This window comes from Allosphingosinicella deserti (assembly GCF_003012735.1).
In the GTDB taxonomy this organism is placed as follows: Bacteria; Pseudomonadota; Alphaproteobacteria; order Sphingomonadales; family Sphingomonadaceae; genus Allosphingosinicella; species Allosphingosinicella deserti.
Genome location: NZ_PXYI01000003.1, coordinates 279,883 through 297,075, shown reverse-complemented (window position 1 = coordinate 297,075; position 17,193 = coordinate 279,883). Strand labels below are relative to the sequence as shown.

At 68.0% G+C, this 17,193-nt stretch carries 19 protein-coding genes and 1 pseudogene; 11 read left to right on the top strand and 9 right to left on the bottom strand.

Annotated features, from left to right (window positions below; genetic code table 11):
• Positions 1-140 precede the first annotated feature (140 nt).
• Positions 141-278, top strand: coding sequence for a type II toxin-antitoxin system ParD family antitoxin (locus tag C7I55_RS09835; protein ID WP_106512763.1), 138 nt, complete (start codon positions 141-143; stop codon positions 276-278).
• 80 nt (positions 279-358) lie between these two features.
• Here the strand turns inward: C7I55_RS09835 and C7I55_RS09830 are convergent, their stop codons facing one another.
• Genes C7I55_RS09830 through lepB form a run of 4 tightly spaced genes read right to left on the bottom strand, consistent with a single transcriptional unit; the run spans position 359 to position 3,230 of the window.
• Positions 359-814, bottom strand: coding sequence for a hypothetical protein (locus tag C7I55_RS09830; protein ID WP_106512762.1), 456 nt, complete (start codon positions 812-814; stop codon positions 359-361).
• Between the two features lie 45 nt (positions 815-859).
• Positions 860-1,753: a GTPase Era gene (gene era, locus C7I55_RS09825; RefSeq protein ID WP_233222136.1), complete on the bottom strand. Its 894-nt coding sequence runs from the start codon at positions 1,751-1,753 to the stop codon at positions 860-862.
• On the bottom strand, positions 1,750-2,412 hold the full coding sequence (gene rnc, locus C7I55_RS28785) for a ribonuclease III (protein ID WP_106512760.1): 663 nt from the start codon (positions 2,410-2,412) through the stop codon (positions 1,750-1,752). The genes era and rnc overlap by 4 nt, the downstream gene beginning before the upstream one ends.
• Positions 2,412-3,230 (bottom strand): signal peptidase I, encoded by an 819-nt coding sequence (lepB, locus tag C7I55_RS09815; protein ID WP_106512759.1) that lies wholly within the window; start codon positions 3,228-3,230, stop codon positions 2,412-2,414. The genes rnc and lepB overlap by 1 nt, the downstream gene beginning before the upstream one ends.
• A gap of 130 nt (positions 3,231-3,360) precedes the next feature.
• Here lepB and pgi point away from each other — a divergent pair, with 130 nt between their 5' ends.
• The 3 genes from pgi (at position 3,361) to hmgA (ending at position 7,957) form a co-directional block, all read left to right on the top strand.
• Entirely contained in the window at positions 3,361-4,857 is a 1,497-nt protein-coding gene (pgi, locus tag C7I55_RS09810; protein WP_106512758.1) for a glucose-6-phosphate isomerase, read from the top strand.
• Positions 4,858-4,910: 53 nt separating this feature from the next.
• Positions 4,911-6,254, top strand: coding sequence for a glutathione-disulfide reductase (gene gorA / locus C7I55_RS09805; RefSeq protein WP_106512757.1), 1,344 nt, complete (start codon positions 4,911-4,913; stop codon positions 6,252-6,254).
• Between the two features lie 413 nt (positions 6,255-6,667).
• A complete protein-coding gene (gene hmgA, locus C7I55_RS09800; protein ID WP_106512756.1) occupies positions 6,668-7,957 on the top strand; it encodes a homogentisate 1,2-dioxygenase in 1,290 nt (429 codons plus the stop codon).
• Between the two features lie 257 nt (positions 7,958-8,214).
• On the opposite strand, the gene C7I55_RS09795 is transcribed toward hmgA, so the two are convergent.
• The 3 genes from C7I55_RS09795 to C7I55_RS09785 all read right to left on the bottom strand — a co-directional run bounded on the left by C7I55_RS09795 (position 8,215) and on the right by C7I55_RS09785 (position 10,427).
• Positions 8,215-8,550, bottom strand: a complete 336-nt coding sequence (locus tag C7I55_RS09795) for a hypothetical protein (protein WP_106512755.1) — start codon at positions 8,548-8,550, stop codon at positions 8,215-8,217.
• Positions 8,551-8,624: 74 nt separating this feature from the next.
• On the bottom strand, positions 8,625-9,845 hold the full coding sequence (locus C7I55_RS09790) for an SAM-dependent methyltransferase (protein WP_106513174.1): 1,221 nt from the start codon (positions 9,843-9,845) through the stop codon (positions 8,625-8,627).
• A 156-nt stretch (positions 9,846-10,001) separates the two neighbouring features.
• A complete protein-coding gene (locus tag C7I55_RS09785; protein WP_106512754.1) occupies positions 10,002-10,427 on the bottom strand; it encodes a GFA family protein in 426 nt (141 codons plus the stop codon).
• Between the two features lie 151 nt (positions 10,428-10,578).
• Between C7I55_RS09785 and C7I55_RS09780 the strand changes: the two genes are divergently transcribed.
• The 7 genes and pseudogenes from C7I55_RS09780 (at position 10,579) to C7I55_RS09750 (ending at position 15,921) form a co-directional block, all read left to right on the top strand.
• A complete protein-coding gene (locus C7I55_RS09780) occupies positions 10,579-10,881 on the top strand; it encodes a zinc ribbon domain-containing protein YjdM (protein ID WP_106512753.1) in 303 nt (100 codons plus the stop codon).
• A 486-nt stretch (positions 10,882-11,367) separates the two neighbouring features.
• Positions 11,368-12,615, top strand: coding sequence for a DUF418 domain-containing protein (locus C7I55_RS09775; RefSeq protein WP_106512752.1), 1,248 nt, complete (start codon positions 11,368-11,370; stop codon positions 12,613-12,615).
• Between the two features lie 197 nt (positions 12,616-12,812).
• Positions 12,813-13,163: a hypothetical protein gene (locus tag C7I55_RS09770; RefSeq protein ID WP_106512751.1), complete on the top strand. Its 351-nt coding sequence runs from the start codon at positions 12,813-12,815 to the stop codon at positions 13,161-13,163.
• A 175-nt stretch (positions 13,164-13,338) separates the two neighbouring features.
• A complete protein-coding gene (locus tag C7I55_RS09765; protein WP_158266365.1) occupies positions 13,339-13,509 on the top strand; it encodes a DUF465 domain-containing protein in 171 nt (56 codons plus the stop codon).
• Between the two features lie 561 nt (positions 13,510-14,070).
• Positions 14,071-14,574: a carboxymuconolactone decarboxylase family protein gene (locus tag C7I55_RS09760; protein ID WP_106512749.1), complete on the top strand. Its 504-nt coding sequence runs from the start codon at positions 14,071-14,073 to the stop codon at positions 14,572-14,574.
• Positions 14,574-15,500 (top strand): annotated as a pseudogene (locus tag C7I55_RS09755) (sigma-70 family RNA polymerase sigma factor). Before C7I55_RS09760 ends, C7I55_RS09755 begins: the two are co-directional and overlap by 1 nt.
• 175 nt (positions 15,501-15,675) lie before the next feature.
• Positions 15,676-15,921, top strand: coding sequence for an HNH endonuclease (locus C7I55_RS09750; protein ID WP_106512748.1), 246 nt, complete (start codon positions 15,676-15,678; stop codon positions 15,919-15,921).
• 36 nt (positions 15,922-15,957) lie between these two features.
• On the opposite strand, the gene C7I55_RS09745 is transcribed toward C7I55_RS09750, so the two are convergent.
• Together C7I55_RS09745 and C7I55_RS09740 are read right to left on the bottom strand one after the other, a co-directional pair.
• Complete coding sequence (locus tag C7I55_RS09745) at positions 15,958-16,353, bottom strand: hypothetical protein (protein ID WP_106512747.1); 396 nt, start codon at positions 16,351-16,353, stop codon at positions 15,958-15,960.
• A 35-nt stretch (positions 16,354-16,388) separates the two neighbouring features.
• Complete coding sequence (locus C7I55_RS09740; protein ID WP_106512746.1) at positions 16,389-17,048, bottom strand: hypothetical protein; 660 nt, start codon at positions 17,046-17,048, stop codon at positions 16,389-16,391.
• Positions 17,049-17,193 lie beyond the last annotated feature (145 nt).

Below are 17,193 nucleotides of genomic sequence, written 5' to 3'. Positions count from 1 at the left end.
GGGAGGGTGAGCCTAAGGTCGTCGTCACCGACGGCGAATTGCCGGTAGCCTGCGCACGTCGCTTCGACGAGGTACCTCCCCTTTTGAGATCCGTGCACACGCGGCCAAAAATATCAAATATTGGTACTCGCGAGGCGGACATGCCCAAAAGTACGTCGGTGAACCCCAGCGATCACGTCCTCCGCTTCATCGCCGAGCAGGTGGAGGCTGGCCATTACGGATCGGCGAGCGAGGTCGTGCGCGACGGCCTTCGCTTGCTCGAGGCGCGACAGCGGTGAGAAGGTGAGGGCCTGCCGGTGTGCCGCCGCGTAGCAGTGGGCCGGTGAGGGCCTGACTGGCTCGACGAGTTCCTTCCGCTTCAATACGTCTCCAGCTGAACCTCGAAGTCGAAGCGCTGAATCAGTCGGTCGCCATCAAAGACACTGATGCGGTAGCGGCCAACCGGATCCCCCTCGGCGACGCACCAGCCGTTGCTGATCATGCCGTCGGAAAGATCCTCGGCAATTTCCGTGACCGACTCGCGTCCATCATCCGAAACCTGCGTTCGCGCTGGATCGACGCCCCATTGCGGCGCGGCCGAGGGAAGCCTGAAGACTTCCCGGACGGTGACCGACCTCGCGACCGGCATGACCCGAACGACCCACTCGTAGCAACTCGATCCCGGCCGGTGCGCGATCTGGCGGGTCGACACGGGCGCGGAACCGGGATGCTCCGAGTCCGACGCGAAAAAGTCCGCGCCGAGCACCCGGATCGCGGAGGCATCACTGCCGGCCTGCGCGAGCAGGAAGGACAGAATGAGAGACGAGAAGGCCATGGCTGCTCCTGCGCCGATCGGCGGCGCGCAGGCACAGGACCAGATTCACTCCACCCAGTCGAGCCCGATCTCGCGATAAAGCCCGCGATCCTCTTCCCACTTCGGGTTGACCTTGACGTGGAGGAAGAGGTGGACCTTGCGGCCGAGCAGCTCCGACAATTCCTTGCGGGCGGCCTCGCCGATCGCGCGGATGCGGGTGCCGCCCTTGCCGAGCACGATCGCCTTCTGGCTGTCGCGCGCGACCAGGATCTGTTGGTGGATCGCCGCCGATCCGTCCTTGCGCTCCTCGAACTTCTCGGTCTCGATCGCGCTCTCGTACGGCAATTCGGCGTGGAGCTGGAGGTAGAGCTGCTCGCGGGTGACTTCCGCGGCGAGCATCCGGTCGGTGGCGTCCGAGACCTGGTCCTCGGGGAAGTGCCACGGACCGTCCGGCATCCGGGCCGCCAGCGCCGCCTTGAGCTCGGGCACCCCGTCGCCGGTCGTCGCCGAGACGAAATAGATTTCCTCGAAAGTGAGCCGCTCGTTGAGCTGCGCCGCGAGCGCCAGCAGTTCTTCCTTCTTGGTGACATCGACCTTGTTCAGCACCAGGATCTTGGGCTCACGCCGATCCTTCAGCCGCTCGAGCATCTCCTCCAGCCGCCGCGACACGCCGCGCTCGGCATCGATCACCAGTGCGATCAGATCGGCATCCTGCGCGCCGACCCAGGCCGCCGCAACCATCGCCCGGTCGAGGCGCCGCTTCGGCTCGAAGATACCCGGCGTGTCGAGCAGCAGGATCTGGCTCTCGCCATGGATCGCGATGCCCATCATCCGCACCCGCGTCGTTTGTGCCTTGGGGCTGACGATCGCCACCTTCTGGCCGACGAGTGCATTGACCAGGGTCGATTTGCCCGCATTGGGCGCGCCGACGATGGCGATGGCACCGCATTTCTGGGTCACTTCAATTGCTCCATCAATTTCGCGGCAGCGGCTTTTTCCGCCTCCTGCTTCGACGTTCCTTCGGCGCTCGCGGTTCCGACGCCCTTGATCTCGACCTCGACGACGAACAGCGGCGCATGATGCGGCCCGCGGCGGTCGGCGAGCTGGTAGACGGGCGGCTTTCGGTTGTTCGCCGCCGCCCATTCCTGCAGCGCCGATTTGGGATGCTTGGGCGCCTTGTCGCGGGTGCTGACCTTGTCGTCCCAGGCGCGGCGAACGAAGGCGGCGGCCGCTTCGTACCCGGCCTCCAGATAAAGTGCGCCGATCAGGCTCTCGGTGATGTCGCCGAGCACGTTCTCGCTCTCGGACGCGCCGTCCTCGCGCGCCTGCTTGCCGAGCCGCAGCTGGCTAGCGACGCCGAGCTCGCGCGCCACTTCCGCGCAGGTGTCGCGATCGACCAGCGCGTTCAGGCGCCGCGACAATTTGCCTTCGGGCTCGTTCGGGAACAGCTCGAACAGCCAGCTCGCCATGGCGAGGCCGAGCACCCGGTCGCCGAGAAATTCCAGCCGTTCGTAATGCTCCTCGCCCCAGCTCGAATGGGTCAGCGCCCGCTCGAACAGGGCGGCGTCCCTGGGGGGGTGGCCGAGCGTGCGCTCGACCCAGGCGGCGGCGCTCTCCATCAGAACGTGCCTCCGATCCGGTTCCAGCGCGCGGCGGTGAACCAGGTCCACGGCTTCGCCCACGAAGCGCTGCCGTCGGTCGAGAAGAACACGATCAGCGCCCGCCCGATCAGATAATCGCGCGGCAGGAAGCCGACGCCTTCGCGCGATTGCGGATAGCGGCTGTCGGCGCTGTCGTCGCGATTGTCGCCCATCATGAAATAATGGCCGGCCGGGACGGTGTAGACCGCAGTATCGTCTCCCTCCCCGCGCCACTGGTCGAGCACCTCGTAGGAACGTCCGCCCGGCAGGGTCTCGCGGAAGCGCGCATAGCGGCAATAGGTCCTGCCATTTTCGGTCACCGTCGGCAGCGCCGCCTGGCGGACGACGTAGCGGCACGGGCTGTTGGGCGTCCGCTCCATCAGATAGTCGGCGATCCGCACCTTGGGTACCGGCTTGCCGTTGAGGATCAGCTGGCCGCCGCGCATCTGGATGGTGTCGCCGGGCAGGCCGATCAGCCTCTTCACCCAATCGTCCTCGCTTCCGGGATAGCGGAAGACGACGACGTCGCCGCGCTCCGGCTCGCCGCCGAGCAGACGGCCTTCGACCCCGGGCGCCATGAACGGCAGCGAGTAGCGCGAGAAGCCGTAGGGCCATTTCGAGACGAACAGATATTCGCCGATCATCAGCCGCGGCAGCATCGAGCCGGAGGGGATCACGAACGGCGTGACCACCAGGGTTCTGAGCAGCACGGCAAAAACGAACAGCAGGATCAGAAAACGGGTGGTCTCGCCCACGCCGCCCTTTTTCCCGTTCGCTGTCTTGGACTTGGTCGCCATTGCGGCGCTTTCGCGTGGGCGACCCGGCGGGTCAAGGACGTGATTGCGGCGTGCGCCCGCCTCCGTCCCACTATCCATCGCCCGGCGGCGCTCCTAGATAGGCCGCGACCGTAAACAGGGAGATTAGCGTATGACCGAGGCGTGGACGTCCGTGGAGCAGGTGGAAGCGAAGACGCTGAAGGCGCTGTTCGCCGCCGAGGACGATCGCCTGCAGCGGCTGACCCTCGAGGAAGCCGGCATTCGCTTTGATTTCTCCAAGACCCACCTCTCGGCACAGGCGATCGCCGCTTTCGAGCGCCTTGCCGAGGCGCAGGATCTCGCCGGCGCCCGCGACGCCCTGTTCGCCGGGGCCGAGGTCAACCCGACCGAGGGCCGCGCTGCCGAGCACAGCGCCGAGCGCGGCCAGGGCGCGCCGGAGAGCGTCGCCCGCTCCAGTGCGTTCCACGCCCGGATGCGCGCGCTGATCGACGCGATCGAGGCCGAGGCGTTCGGTCCGGTCCGCCACATCCTCCACATCGGCATCGGCGGCTCGGCACTCGGCCCCGATTTCCTGATCGACGCGCTTGGCCGCGATGCCGGCCGCTATGAAGCGAAGATCGTCTCCAACGTCGACGGCGCAGCGCTTGAGGAAGCAATCGCCGATTTCGATCCGCATGCGACGATCATCGCCGTCGCCTCGAAGACCTTCACCACCATGGAGACCTTGCTCAACACACGCTCGGCGCTCGCCTGGATGGAGCAAGCCGGGGTCTCCGATCCCTATGGCCGGGTCGTCGCGCTCACCGCCGCCCCCGACAAGGCGGTCGAGTTCGGAGTCGACGAGACACGCATCCTGCCCTTCTCCGAGACGGTCGGCGGCCGCTATTCCTTGTGGTCGTCGATCGGCTTCCCGGCCGCGCTGGCGCTCGGCTGGGAGGCGTTCGAGCAATTGCTCGAAGGCGCCGCGGCGATGGACCGCCACTTCCGCCTGGCGCCGCTCCACCGCAACGCGCCGGTGATCGCCGCCTTCCACGATCGCTATTACGCCAACGTCCGCAAGTCCCAGACCCGCGCCGTCTTCGCCTATGACGAACGCCTCCGCCTGCTCCCGTCCTACCTCCAGCAGCTGGAGATGGAATCGAACGGCAAGTCGGTGACGCTCGACGGCGCGCCGGTCGGCCGCGAGACCTCGCTGATCACCTGGGGCGGAGTCGGCACCGATGCCCAGCACGCCGTCTTCCAGCTGCTGCACCAGGGCACCCATCTCGTGCCGGTCGAGTTCGTCGCCGCGGTCGAGCCGGGCCATGCGCTCGACGAAGAGCATCACCGCCAGCTGCTGATCAACTGCTTCGCGCAAGGCGCGGCTCTGATGGCCGGCAAAAGCAGCGAGGATCCGCACCGCAATTATGCCGGCGACCGCCCGTCGACGACGATCCTGCTCGACCGGGTCGATCCGTTCACGATCGGCGCCCTGCTCGCTTTCTACGAGCAGCGCACCTTCGTGAATGCGGTTTTGCTCGGCATCAACCCGTTCGATCAGTTCGGTGTCGAGCTCGGCAAGTCGATGGCCAAGGCGATCGACAATGGCGAGGATCTCGGTTTCGATCCGTCGACCAAGGCGCTGATGGCCCGCGCCTTCGGCGAGTAAGCCTTCGCCTTCCCCCCATGTGAACAACGCCGCCCGCGGCCGGAGCCTGTGACATGAATTACGATTACGACCTCTTCGTCATCGGTGCCGGTTCCGGCGGCGTCCGTGCCGCGCGGGTCTCCGCCGCTTATGGCGCGAGGGTCGCGGTGGCCGAGGAACACAAGGTCGGCGGCACCTGCGTGATCCGCGGCTGCGTGCCCAAGAAACTGCTCGTCTACGGCGCCCATTTCGCCGAGGATCTCGCCGACGCCCGCCGTTTCGGCTGGAACGTTCCCAAATGCGATTTCCACTGGCCGACCCTGCGCGACAACGTCCTTGCCGAGGTCGAGCGCATCCAGGGCCTCTACACGGAAACGCTCGAACGCCACAGCGTCGAGGTCATCCGCCAGCGCGCCACCGTCTCCGGCCCCAATCAGGTGACTCTCGCCGACGGCCGCATCGTCACCGCAAAGACGATCCTGATTGCGGTCGGCGCCACGCCCGTGGTGCCGGACTTCCCCGGCGCCGAGCACGGCATCACGTCCAACGAGGCCTTTCACCTCGAAGCCCTGCCCAAGCGGGTGGTGATCGCCGGCGCAGGCTATATCGCCAACGAATTCGCCGGCATCTTCCACCAGTTCGGCGCCCACGTCACCCTGGTCAACCGCAGCGACGTCATCCTGCGCGGCTATGACGAGACGATCCGCGACCGCCTGCTCACCATCTCGATGATGAAGGGCATCGAATTCCGCTTTCACGCCGCTTTCGAGCAGGTCGAGAAGAAGGAAGACGGCAGCCTGCGCATCCAGATGACCAATTGCGAGCCGGTCGAGGCCGATCTGCTCATGTTCGCGGTCGGCCGCCGCCCCAACACCGACGGCCTCGGCCTCGACAGCGTCGGCGTCACCCTCGACGATCAGGGCGCGATCGTCGTCGACGCCGACAACCGCTCGAGCGTCGACAGCATCTATGCGGTCGGCGACGTCACCAATCGGGTCCAGCTGACTCCGGTGGCGATCCGCGAGGGCCAGGCCTTCGCCGACACCTTGTTCGGCAACAAGCCCACCCGGGTCGACTACGAGAATATCCCCTCGGCCGTGTTCAGCCATCCGCCGATGGCCGGAGTCGGTCTCACCGAAGGCCAGGCGCGCAACAAGGTCGGCTCGATCAAGACCTACACCGCGGATTTCCGCCCGATGAAGAACGTCCTTGCCGGCCGCAACGAGCGCGCGCTCTACAAGATGATCGTCGACGCCCAGACCGACGAGGTCATCGGAATCCACATGATCGGCCCCGACGCCCCCGAAATCCTCCAGGCCGCCGCGATCGCGGTCAAGGCCAAGCTCAAGAAGAGCCAGTTCGACGAAGTCGTCGCCCTCCACCCGACCATGGCCGAAGAACTGGTGCTGATGAAATAAGGCGAGAGGCCGCCAGCGTTGGCGAACGCCCGCCCCCTCCCCGTCATCCCAGCCAATCCCGTCATCCCAGCGAAAGGGCCCCCATCGAAATGCCATTTCGATGGGACCCGATGGCTGGGATCTCCCGACGGAAACGCGCCGTCGTCAATCTCTCACACCGGCTGGGCGCTGCCCGACGAGAACCGCCGCGCCCATCCTCGACGAGATCCTCGCTTCCGCGAGGATGACGTGTCGGGCGGTCCACGCTCGCGACGGGCGCCTCTCCCGAGCACCCGATCGCACGCGAAGGCCCGCATGCGCGAACTGCTCCGCGCCCGTCTCCTCGGAGCAACCAAGGGCTTCGCCCGCCCGCATCGGCCCGCTATGAGCGTCCCCACGCACGTCAAAGGACGGCGGCACGCGTGAGAGGAAGCATGACCGACCACCCTGGGTATATGAGCGGCTTCGGCAACCATTTCGCGACCGAGGCGGTGCCCGGCGCGCTGCCGCAGGGGCGCAACTCGCCGCAAAGGCCCGCCTTCGGGCTCTATGCCGAGCAGCTCTCCGGCACCGCCTTCACCGCGCCGCGCCACGAGAATCGCCGCTCCTGGCTCTACCGCCTGCGCCCGTCCGCCGAGCACCCGCCCTATCGCCGCTACCAGGGCGCCAAGCTGTTCGCGCCCGGCACCGCCGGCGAACCGCTCGCCCCCAATCGCCTGCGCTGGAACCCGCTCGACTGGGCCGAGGAGCCCGAGGATCTGATTGACTCGATGGTGACCATGGTCGCCAACAAGGATCCTGCCGAGCTCGCCGGAGTCGCCGTCCACGTCTATCGCGCCGCCCGCGACATGGAGCGCTATTTCTTCGATGCCGACGGCGAATTGCTGTTCATCCCCCAGCAGGGGCGGCTCAGCCTGCTCACCGAAATGGGCCGGCTCGACGTCGCGCCGGGCGAGATCGCCCTCGTCCCCCGCGGCGTGCGCTTCCGCGCTTTGCTCCCCGACGGCCGGGCACGCGGCTATGTCGCCGAAAATCACGGCGCCCTGTTCCGCCTGCCCGAGCTCGGCCCGATCGGCTCCAACGGCCTCGCCAATCCGCGCGATTTCCAAACCCCTGTCGCGGCGTTCGAGGATGTCGACGGCGCCGTCGAGCTGATCCAGAAACACGGCGGCAGCCTGTGGACGACGACGCTCGACCATAGCCCGCTGGACGTCGTCGCCTGGCACGGCAATCTCGCGCCCTGGACCTATGATCTGGCGCGCTTCAACACGATCGGCACGGTGAGCTTCGACCATCCCGATCCGTCGATCTTCACCGTGTTGACCAGCCCGTCCGAGACTCCGGGCCGCGCCAACGCCGATTTCGTCATCTTCCCGCCGCGCTGGATGGTCGCCGAGGACACGTTCCGCCCGCCCTGGTTCCACCGCAACGTGATGAGCGAGTGCATGGGCCTGATCCACGGCGCCTACGATGCCAAGGCCGACGGCTTCGCGCCCGGCGCCCTGTCGCTGCACAATCTCATGGCCGGCCACGGCCCCGACGTCGCCAGCTGGCGCGCCGCCTCCGAGGCGGATTTGAAGCCCCACAGGATCGAAGGCACGATGGCGTTCATGGTCGAAAGCTGCTGGCCCTTCCGCCCGACCCGCTTCGCGCTCGACACCCCGGCCCTGCAACGCGATTACGACGAGGCCTGGGGCGGCTTCCCGAAAGCCCAGCTTCCCTGACATCCTCCCGTGCGGGACAAGAGCAGGTGCCGCGGCCAGCATCCTCCCTTTCTCCCCTCCCTGTCAGGGAGAGGTTGCGGGTGGGTGCGGCTGAGGCCGCTCGATGCCCGTCCTGAGCAACGCCGCAGGCGGCATCGAAGGGCGGCGAAGCCGAGCGTCACAGCGCTCAGCCGACGGCGTGAACGGCCGCTACCCACCTCTTGCCCTTCCCTGCAAACGCGGGGAAGGAGGCTGGCCGCAAGGTCAGCCTGCGCGCCTCAACGGTACAGCCGCGGCTCCGGCCGCACCGGCTCGGGTGCCGCCCGCGCCGGCCCGCGGCCGCCGCCGTAGCGGACGATCAGCGGATCGAGGCAACCGTCGGGCGTCATGCGATGCACGGCCAGCACTGTATCTCCGGGCGGCAGTTCGCCCAGGCGCCGCGAGGACGGAGCCTCGAGCCCGTCGGCCGGGGTCACCCGAAACGGATCCGGACAATTGGAGATCTTGCCGCTGGGCAGCATCCGCAATCCGCGCCCGGTGTCCGGTGCGGCCGCGGGCGGTGCCGCCGCGCTGCCGGTGGCGAGAACGAGGGCGGCAAGAACCACGACGCGCATGTCGACTCTCCTGATCCTGATCGCCCCGACATTATCATCCCCAGCCGCCGCTTGCCAATCCTCGCCCGGTCCGCTCACCGCGCCCGCAGGGCCTCCTCGGCCGCCGCCATATAGTCGCGCGTGATCGGCAGCGCCCGCCGGTCCTTTGCGTACTGGATCTGGTAGTTGCAGAGCTCGCCGTGTCGGAACATCGCGATCGCGCCGGCGAGATAGAAGATCCACATCCGGAAGAAACGGGCATCGTACAGCGCCTCGATCTCCGCGCGGTGGGCCATCGCCCTCGCGTGCCAATGGTCGAGCGTGTGCGCGTAATGAAGCCGCAGCGTCTCGACGTCCGCCGCGATCAGCCGCGCCGTCTCGCTCGCGGCGACGATTTCGGACAAGGCCGGGATGTGGCCGCCCGGAAAGATATATTTGCGCAGCCACGCATCGGTGACCTGCGGCCCGCCGAGCAGGCCGATCGTGTGCAGCAGCATCACCCCGTCGGGCGCAAGCAGCCGCCGGCACGTCTCGAAGAAGGTCCGATACTGCGGCGGCCCGACATGCTCGAACATGCCGACCGAGACGATCCGGTCGAAGCCTCCGCCGAACGTCGCTTCCGCACGCCGATAATCGAGCAGCGCGAACCGGACATGGTCGCTGACCCCGGCCTCGGCGGCGTGGGCGCTGGCGATCTCCAGCTGCCGCTCGGACAGGGTGATGCCGGTGACGTCGACCCCCGCTGCTTCGTGCAGGTACAGCGCCAGCCCGCCCCAGCCGCAGCCGATGTCGAGCACCCGCATGCCCGGCGCGAGCGCGAGCTTCGCCGCGATATGCGCATTCTTGTCCGCCTGCGCCTGTTCGAGGCTCGCGCCGACGTCGCGGAAATAGGCGCAGCTGTAGCTGAGCTCGGCATCGAGGAAGAGTTGGTACAACCCATCGGAGAGATCATAATGGTGGGCGACGTTGCGCCGCGCCCGCCGCGCCCAGTTGATCCGGTCGAGCCGAGCCCCGAGCGGCCGGCGGCGCCCGAACGTCCCGCCCGCCTCCCACGGCGTGTTGCCGCGCACCAGGGTGAGCAGGTCGAGCATCGTACCCTGCTCGACGATCAGCCGCCCGTCGACGAAGGCCTCGCCGACCCCCATGACCGGATCGCGCAGGATCGCGAACGGCACCCGCTTGTCGGCGAAGCGGATCGTGCACGACGGCCAGCCCGCCGCCGCCGTACCGAAGCGGTAAACCCGCTTCTTGTGATCGACGATGGTGAGTTCGCCCTTGCGGATCATCCCGCCGAGCACCCGCGCCAGCACCGCCATTGCCGGCGACGTCCGCCGGCCCGGTTCGCCTCGGCTCGATCCCACCTCCACCATGCGAACCTCCCAACATCTAGAGCGTAAACCGAAGCGAAGATGCCGGCGGCGCAGCGGCAACCCCGCAGGCCCGCCGCGTGCGCCCGGAGGGCGATCGCGGCGTTACGACCTCGCCGGCCCCGGCTGCCCCTCGGTGCGCGGCAGCGCCGGATCCCAGCATGCCCAGGAGGGCGCGCGCGCCGCCCAGATCACCCCCTCGGGTGCCCCCAGCTCCGGATCGTCGAGCGTCCCGACCCGGACGACGACGAGGTGCGGCCGGTCGTCGGCGGCGCTGAACATATGGGTGCCGCAGGTCGGGCAGAAGCGCCGCGCCATGCGGTTGCCGCTGTCGGCGACGCTGCGATATTCGGCGAGCGCGCCGTCGACCCGCAGATCCTCGGTCGGGACGAGGATGTTGGTCGTCGCGCTGCCGCTGGCGAGATACTGGCACACCCGGCACCAGCACATCCGCGCCGCGACGATCGGCCCCTTGGCGCTGTAGCGCACTGCGCCGCACAGGCAGCCGCCGGTAATCGGTGCGTCTTCCATATAGGCCTCCGCCGTTCCGACCCGGTCTATTCCAGGCGCCGGCACTTGCGCCAGCCCCCGGGGCTCCAGCGGCGCCGCCGATATTCCCCTGATCGTCCGGACGTTCTACAGCCCGGCAGGCCGGCACCCGCCGGCGCCAAGAGGATGGACGATGACCGCCGGCACCGAAGACTATGTCTATGACGAAGCCACCGGCGAATGGGTCGCGGCCGGAGCCGACACCGCGCCCGCTTCATCGGACGTCGAGGTCCGCGATGCCGTCGGCAACCTTCTCGCCGACGGCGATTCCGTGACGCTGATCAAGGATTTAAAGGTCAAGGGCACCAGTCAGACCCTGAAGCGCGGCACCGCGATCAAGAGCATCCGCCTCACCGGCGATCCCCAGGAAATCGACTGCCGCCACGACGGCATCAAGGGCCTCGTCCTCCGCGCCGAATTCGTCCGCAAGCGCTGATTTCCCCTCCCCTTCAGGGGGCGCGAGATCGTTCAGGCTGGACGTGGGGCGTCCAGTCGATCGCGCGCGAGGGGCGGGGCAGACCTCTTCACCCGCAACAGCGTTCGCGATTGCTCCCCTTCAGGGGCGGGCGGCCAGTCAGGCGCGACGCGCACGGGGCCGCTTGGCCTCCGCGGGGGCGTCCAGCCGGTCGCACGCAAGGGACGGAGCAGATTCTTCAAGCAAATGAGCGTCTGCCCGCCTTCCCCGTCATCCCAGCGGAGGGACCCCATCGATATTCCATTTCGATGGGACCCGATGGCTGGGATCTCAAGTCGGAAACGCACCGGATCCACAGCGTCTCCTCACCGCACAGCCCTGACGGCCCGCACGCAAAGCGCTGCCCGCGCCGCGCCCCCCCCAATTTCCACGCTCCGCCGGCCCCGCTTACCACGCTGGTTCAAACGCCCGCACCCTAGGCCCGCGCCGGACAAGGAGATTCGGCGCATGAACGCACATCAGGACATTTCCACCTCCGGCACGCACGCGGCCGGCCCGCCCGACGATGTCGCGCGGACGATCCTCACCGGCGGCCGCCTCGCCCATATCGACGCCCTCCGCGCGCTCGCCTTGCTCGGGGTGATCGTGATGAACATCGGATCGATGGTGATGGCGGTGAACGGCCGCGCGACCTTCGCCGCCGCGGGCCCGACCGATCTCGCCGCCGCCGCCGTCGATCTCATCCTCTTCCAGGGCAAGGCACGCTCCTGCTTCGCCTTCCTGTTCGGCGCCGGCTTCGCGATCCTGATGCTCCGGAGCCAAACCTGCGGCACCGGCTTCCCCGCCTTCTACGCCCGCCGGATGCTCGTCCTGCTCGGCTTCGGCCTGGTCAACCAGGTCTTCCTGTTCTGGGGCGACATCCTCGTCACCTACGCGCTCCTCGGCTTCGCTTTGATCATGGTGCGGCACTGGGCCATCGACCGGTTGCTCAAGACGGGCCTCGCCCTCGTCCTCGCGCCGCCGCTGATCGCCGCCGCGCTCGAACTCGCCGTCGGCGGCCCGTTGCCGAACCTGATCGAGACCAGCCGCGGTGCCGAGGCCGCCGCAGCGCTCGCCGCCTATACCAGCCCGTCCTACGCCGACGCGGTCGCACAGAATATCCGCACCGGCCTGCGCGAATTCGGCGTCAACACGCCGCACATGACGCTCTACAATCTCAGCGTGCTCGGCCTGTTCCTGCTCGGCGCCTGGTCGGTGCGCACCGGCCTCCTGCTCGATCCCGCCGCCCACCGGCGCTTGCTCCGCCGCCTCGCCGCGATCGCCATCCCGATCGGGTCGGTGCTCAGCGTCGCGAGCAGCCTCCCCTTCCTCGGAGTCCGCGCGACCGGCGCCGCCCATGCCGCGATCACCGCCGCTTATGTCGGCGTGCCGATCCTCGCCTTCGGCTATCTCGCCGCCTTCGCGCTGCTGCTCGCCCGCCGCCCCAGCCCCCCGCGCCGCCCATCCCCTCTCCAGGCGTTCCTCGCCCCCGCCGGCCGGATGAGCCTCACCAACTATCTCGCCTCGGGCGCCCTCGGCTGCTGGGTCTTCTACGGCTACGGCCTCGGCCAGCTCGAGCGCCTCAATCTCTTCGGCCTCACCGCCGTCGCGGTCCTGCTGTTCGTCGCCCTCGCCCTGCTCAGCCGGCTCTGGCTGGCACGGTTCCGCCAGGGCCCGGCGGAATGGCTCTGGCGCCGGCTGAGCGGCAGCGCCTGAGGCCCATCCGCCCGCGGTGCCCCTCGGCCTCCGCCCGCGGGGCCCTCGGCCTCCGCCGCCGCACAGCCCTGCCCGACGCCGCGCAACCATCGTCCCTCTCCCCTCACACTCACCACTCGTCGCAAAGCGCGCGCCGCCGCACTTGAACCGCCGCCGTTACGACCCACTTCGATAGGCAGACAAAGGGAGACGAGGCGGTGCCGAAGGGGGCACGGGACAGTGTACGGAAGGGGCCGCTCGCGGCGCTTCTGGTGCTGTTCGGCCTGTTCGCCAGCGCCGGCGCGATCGCCGGCGGCACGCCCACCGCCCGCGAGACCGCCGCCCGTCCCGGCGCCGCCCGCCCGGGCGCCGCCGCCGCAACGCTCTGCACCGCCGACGACGGCCTCCCCGACGAGGCCGGATCCGCCTTCCTCTCCCCGCCGCGGCCGCGCATCGTCGTCACGCCGCTCTCGGCGCGTCCCGCAGCCCAGGCTGCGCCGGCGCCCGTCGCCGCGCCCCGGCAGCGTGCCGCCTCCCCTTACCGCGCCCGCGCCCCGCCTTCGGCCTGATCGCCCGCCGCGCCTGGGCACCGCCGGATCCGCACAGGCGTCCGGCGCCCCCCACGGGCGACGCCCCCGGCACGGCACCGCACATGGAAGCGATCCCGAGTCCGCCTTTCGGCGGCCGGAGCCTCGCGCAACGATCAGATCCGGTCCGCCGACGCGCGGACCGATGGAGACCATCATGTCCTCTGCAACCTACCGCTTGACGCAAACCCACCGCCGCCTCGACGACGCGATCGCCCAGGAATTGCGCCGCCGGCTGCCCGACAGCCTGAAGCTCCTCCGCCTCAAGCGCCTCCGCCTCGCGGTCAAGGACCGCCTCACCGCGTTGATGCGCAAGCAGCCGCGCTGATCTGCCGGCCTCGGGCGGGCGCTCCAGCGCCCGCCCGTATGCCCGCTCTTTCTCCCTCCATCCTTCCCTCCGTTTGGAGCGGGCCAGGATCGATCTCGGGTGGCCCCGGAGCCACAAGCCGCAATATCGGAATCTCACCCCTTCGCGGCTTGGCGCCTTTGTGTGCGACACCCTGCTGTCTGTTATGACAGCGACGGGGTTCGCGTAGCATTTACCCGTCATCCCAGCGCAGGCTGGGATCTCAGGTCGGAAACGCTCGGCGGCCAATGAAGCGCGCAGGCTCGTCGCGTCCTTCGCGCCTTTCGCGCCGTAGCTTGTCCTGAGTTCCGCCGAAGGGCGTCAGAATACGGTCCCGGTGCAGCGCACAGGATCCGGTGACCATCCACGGCACCGGGGCAGACCCGCATGGGCATCCTCGGCTCGGCGTTCGATGAAGCGGATCGAAGCCCACCTTGATTCCCATCCCGCCCCGCGTCACCCTTTCAAAAAAATCGCGCCCCATGTCACACCGCGCCTTGCCGTCTCGTCATGTCACCGGAACCCAATGGAAAGGACCGTCAGATGACTGCAACGCTCAACCCCTACGCCGTCGCCCCCGCCGCCATGAAGGCGTGGATGGCTGCCTCCACCCACATCGAAGCCGGCCTCGAACCGAGCCTCGTCGAGCTGGTCAAGATTCGCGCCTCGCAGATCAACCAGTGCGCCAATTGCCTCAACATGCACACTTCGGATGCCCGCGCCGCCGGCGAGACCGAGCAGCGCCTCCACCTCCTCGCCGCCTGGCGCGAGGCTCCGGTCTACACGCCCCGCGAGCGCGCCGCTCTGGGCTGGACCGACGCGCTGACCCGCCTCTCCGAAGGCGCGGATCTCGCCGCCGCCCGCGCCGCGCTCGAAGCCGAGTTCACGCCCGAGGAACAGGTCAAGCTCACCTTGATGATCAACGTCATCAACGGCTGGAACCGCCTCGCCGTCGGCTTCCACCTCTGGTACGAGACCGGCAAGGCCGCCACCGTCGCCGCCGCCGCCCAATCCCCCGCCCCCGCGGCCCAGCCGGCCCTCGTCTGATGGACGCCCCGGCCCCCATCTCCTGCGAGCTTCCGGAGGACGCGGTTTCCACGTTCACGCCGCTGCGTCCGAAGCTCACGCGGCTCGCCTACCGCATGCTCGGCTCGGTCGCCGATGCCGAGGATGTGGTACAGGAAGCGTTCCTGCGCTGGATGGGGGCCGATCGCGCCGCGGTGGAGGTGCCGGAGGCGTTCCTCCGCCGCACCGTCACCCGCCTCTGCCTCGATCAGCTGAAGTCCGCCCGCCACCGCCGCGAGACCTACATAGGCCCCTGGCTCCCCGAGCCGGTGGTCGCGGCGGAGCCGGACGCCGACCACGACGTCACCCTCCCCCTGATGCTCGCGCTCGAGCGCCTCTCCCCGCTCGAGCGCGCCGCCTTCCTGCTCCACGACGTCTTCGGCCTCGCCTTCGACGAGGTCGCGACGACGATTCAGCGCGATCCCGCCGCCTGCCGCCAGCTCGCCGCCCGCGCGCGCACCCACGTCCGCGCCGGCCGCCCGCGCTTCAAGGTCGAGCAGGCGAGCGGCCTCGCCCTCGCCGAAGCCTTCTTCCACGCCTCGCGGAGCGGCGACATGGAAGCGCTCGGCGGCCGAAGCGAAGCGACGGACCTGTTCTGAGCTCCGTCGAAGGGCTCGCCGCCGCGCTCGAGCCGATCCTCGGCGCCAGCGGCGTCATCGAGCTCCACACCGCGCTCGCCAACCTGTTCGCCAAACACGGCTCCACCCTCGTCCGCACCGGCTTCGTCAACGGCCTCCCCGGCAGCCTGTCCTGAGCATTGTCGAAGGGTCACGCGGGAGGGCGACGGCGTGCTGCAGACGACGGCGCTGGAAATCAAATACGCCTGTCCTGAGCGTGCCGAAGGAGGACGGGTGATCGGGATCTACGTGGTGCGGAACCCGGACAAACTGGGACATCTCGACGCCTGAGCGACGCTGCACGACAAACGCCCCTCTCCGTCATTCCAGCGAAAGCTGGGATCTCATTGGAAGTTCTCGCCGCTCCTGTCGGTCGCGTTGCCGCTCTTCTTCCTCACCGGGTCCCCGTCGAAATGCCATTCGATGGGTTGTCACCGGGTCCCCATCGAAATGCCATTTCGATGGGATGTCGAAATTCCAGGCCGAACTCGCCGCCCAGCTCCGCCGCGCCGCCGCGCGTGGCGCAGGGCATGTCGACGTCAAGTCCGGCCAGCTCCACCGCACCCTCGGCGGCTACCCCGCCACCAAGCACCAGATGCCGTCCTGCTGCGACGCGATGTACGACGCCCAGCGCGCCGGCGACGAGATCGTCTCGGCGCCGGCGAAGGGAAAGGGCGCCTCGCTGACCATCCGGTATCGGCTGCCGCGGTGATCGCCAACGCCAAGTAGGCTGATCCGGGTCGTTTGTTTATTGGAGAAGCGAGCGAACCTCCGGGCCGAGCCATGACATCAACGTCTCGGCGTCCTTCTTCGTCCTGATCCGGATCTTCGTCTCCTTGCGGCTGTTCTCCGCGGGCCGCCCCCATTTATCGACATTCACCTGCTCGGGATGGTGCTTGAGCGCAAGCTGGTGAAGATGCGGCTTCGGTTTCAGAGCAGGACGTCGAACATAAAACAGCAGGTCACCTTGGTTTGGAATAAACGAGAAGAAGTGCTGCCGCCGCTGCTTGAAGTCTACCGACCGGACATTCCCTTTCAGCTTGTACCAGATGTCCAATCCTGCGCGTCCGAGCGCCGCCTCAAGATGGTCAAAGGCAGAACGAGCATCAACCGTTATCACTCGCTGGTATAGTTCGTCGCGCATTCCAATCTCCCACGGCAGGCTGCCTCTGACTGCTCTCAGTCCGCCTCGCCCGGTCGCCGAAACACCACGCCCACCCACATCGTGCGGCTCCCTCGGCCGGGAACGATCTTGCTGCTCGACACGCGCCAGAAATCACCGACATCCTTGCGGATGCGCATCAAGATATCGTCTCGCTTGGCGGCGAGGTCATCATCGATGCATTTACTCTTCGCCGGGCAGCGGATGCTGAAAAGGAACATGGCCCAGCGCAACGTCGGCCATCGGCGTAGACCGCCACACAGCTTCTGAGGATCGGAACTCTCGGCATAGCGCCCCATGAACGGTCGGTCCTTCAATTCGACAAGACCGGTCGCCTTACCGCCTTTCGACCACAAGACAGCATCGAACCTTTGCCGAGCCGTCAATCCCCCGGGTCGCGGACCAGGTTTCGTGGGTGCAGGTAGATAGCCGTCGAGCCAGGAAACAGTGGTCTCAAAGGACACGTAACCTGCTTTGTCGTTACTATACCGCTGACGAAACATATCGTTGAGAGCTAGGCCGATATAGGATTGGGCCCACTGCTCATTCAGCAGGTCCCGCTCCGCCGGAGTTTCGGTGTGGGTTGCTGCGTCGCTCGTGGACTCACATGCCGCGTCCAACGCCGCTTCCAGAATGTCTCGATCAATCCCCATTTCGCCCCCCCAGGCGCTGATCATCAGCCACTGACGAAACTAGAGGTCCCTCGCCCCCAGCGCAATCCCGCCTTTTCTTCAAAGCGTTGCTGGTCGCGCTTGACGCGAGTTCGAACAGGGCTACGCTTCAACCAAATGGCGGCGGACGGGTGCTGGCCACGGCCTTTGG

Coding starts and splice junctions, on each gene's coding strand:
- C7I55_RS09835 (WP_106512763.1), top strand. CDS start 141: ATGCCCAAAAGTACGTCGGTGAACCCCAGCGATCACGTCCTCCGCTTC.
- C7I55_RS09830 (WP_106512762.1), bottom strand. CDS start 814: ATGGCCTTCTCGTCTCTCATTCTGTCCTTCCTGCTCGCGCAGGCCGGC.
- rnc (WP_106512760.1), bottom strand. CDS start 2,412: ATGGAGAGCGCCGCCGCCTGGGTCGAGCGCACGCTCGGCCACCCCCCC.
- lepB (WP_106512759.1), bottom strand. CDS start 3,230: ATGGCGACCAAGTCCAAGACAGCGAACGGGAAAAAGGGCGGCGTGGGC.
- pgi (WP_106512758.1), top strand. CDS start 3,361: ATGACCGAGGCGTGGACGTCCGTGGAGCAGGTGGAAGCGAAGACGCTG.
- gorA (WP_106512757.1), top strand. CDS start 4,911: ATGAATTACGATTACGACCTCTTCGTCATCGGTGCCGGTTCCGGCGGC.
- hmgA (WP_106512756.1), top strand. CDS start 6,668: ATGACCGACCACCCTGGGTATATGAGCGGCTTCGGCAACCATTTCGCG.
- C7I55_RS09795 (WP_106512755.1), bottom strand. CDS start 8,550: ATGCGCGTCGTGGTTCTTGCCGCCCTCGTTCTCGCCACCGGCAGCGCG.
- C7I55_RS09790 (WP_106513174.1), bottom strand. CDS start 9,845: ATGGCGGTGCTGGCGCGGGTGCTCGGCGGGATGATCCGCAAGGGCGAA.
- C7I55_RS09785 (WP_106512754.1), bottom strand. CDS start 10,427: ATGGAAGACGCACCGATTACCGGCGGCTGCCTGTGCGGCGCAGTGCGC.
- C7I55_RS09780 (WP_106512753.1), top strand. CDS start 10,579: ATGACCGCCGGCACCGAAGACTATGTCTATGACGAAGCCACCGGCGAA.
- C7I55_RS09775 (WP_106512752.1), top strand. CDS start 11,368: ATGAACGCACATCAGGACATTTCCACCTCCGGCACGCACGCGGCCGGC.
- C7I55_RS09765 (WP_158266365.1), top strand. CDS start 13,339: ATGTCCTCTGCAACCTACCGCTTGACGCAAACCCACCGCCGCCTCGAC.
- C7I55_RS09760 (WP_106512749.1), top strand. CDS start 14,071: ATGACTGCAACGCTCAACCCCTACGCCGTCGCCCCCGCCGCCATGAAG.
- C7I55_RS09750 (WP_106512748.1), top strand. CDS start 15,676: ATGTCGAAATTCCAGGCCGAACTCGCCGCCCAGCTCCGCCGCGCCGCC.
- C7I55_RS09745 (WP_106512747.1), bottom strand. CDS start 16,353: ATGCGCGACGAACTATACCAGCGAGTGATAACGGTTGATGCTCGTTCT.
- C7I55_RS09740 (WP_106512746.1), bottom strand. CDS start 17,048: ATGATCAGCGCCTGGGGGGGCGAAATGGGGATTGATCGAGACATTCTG.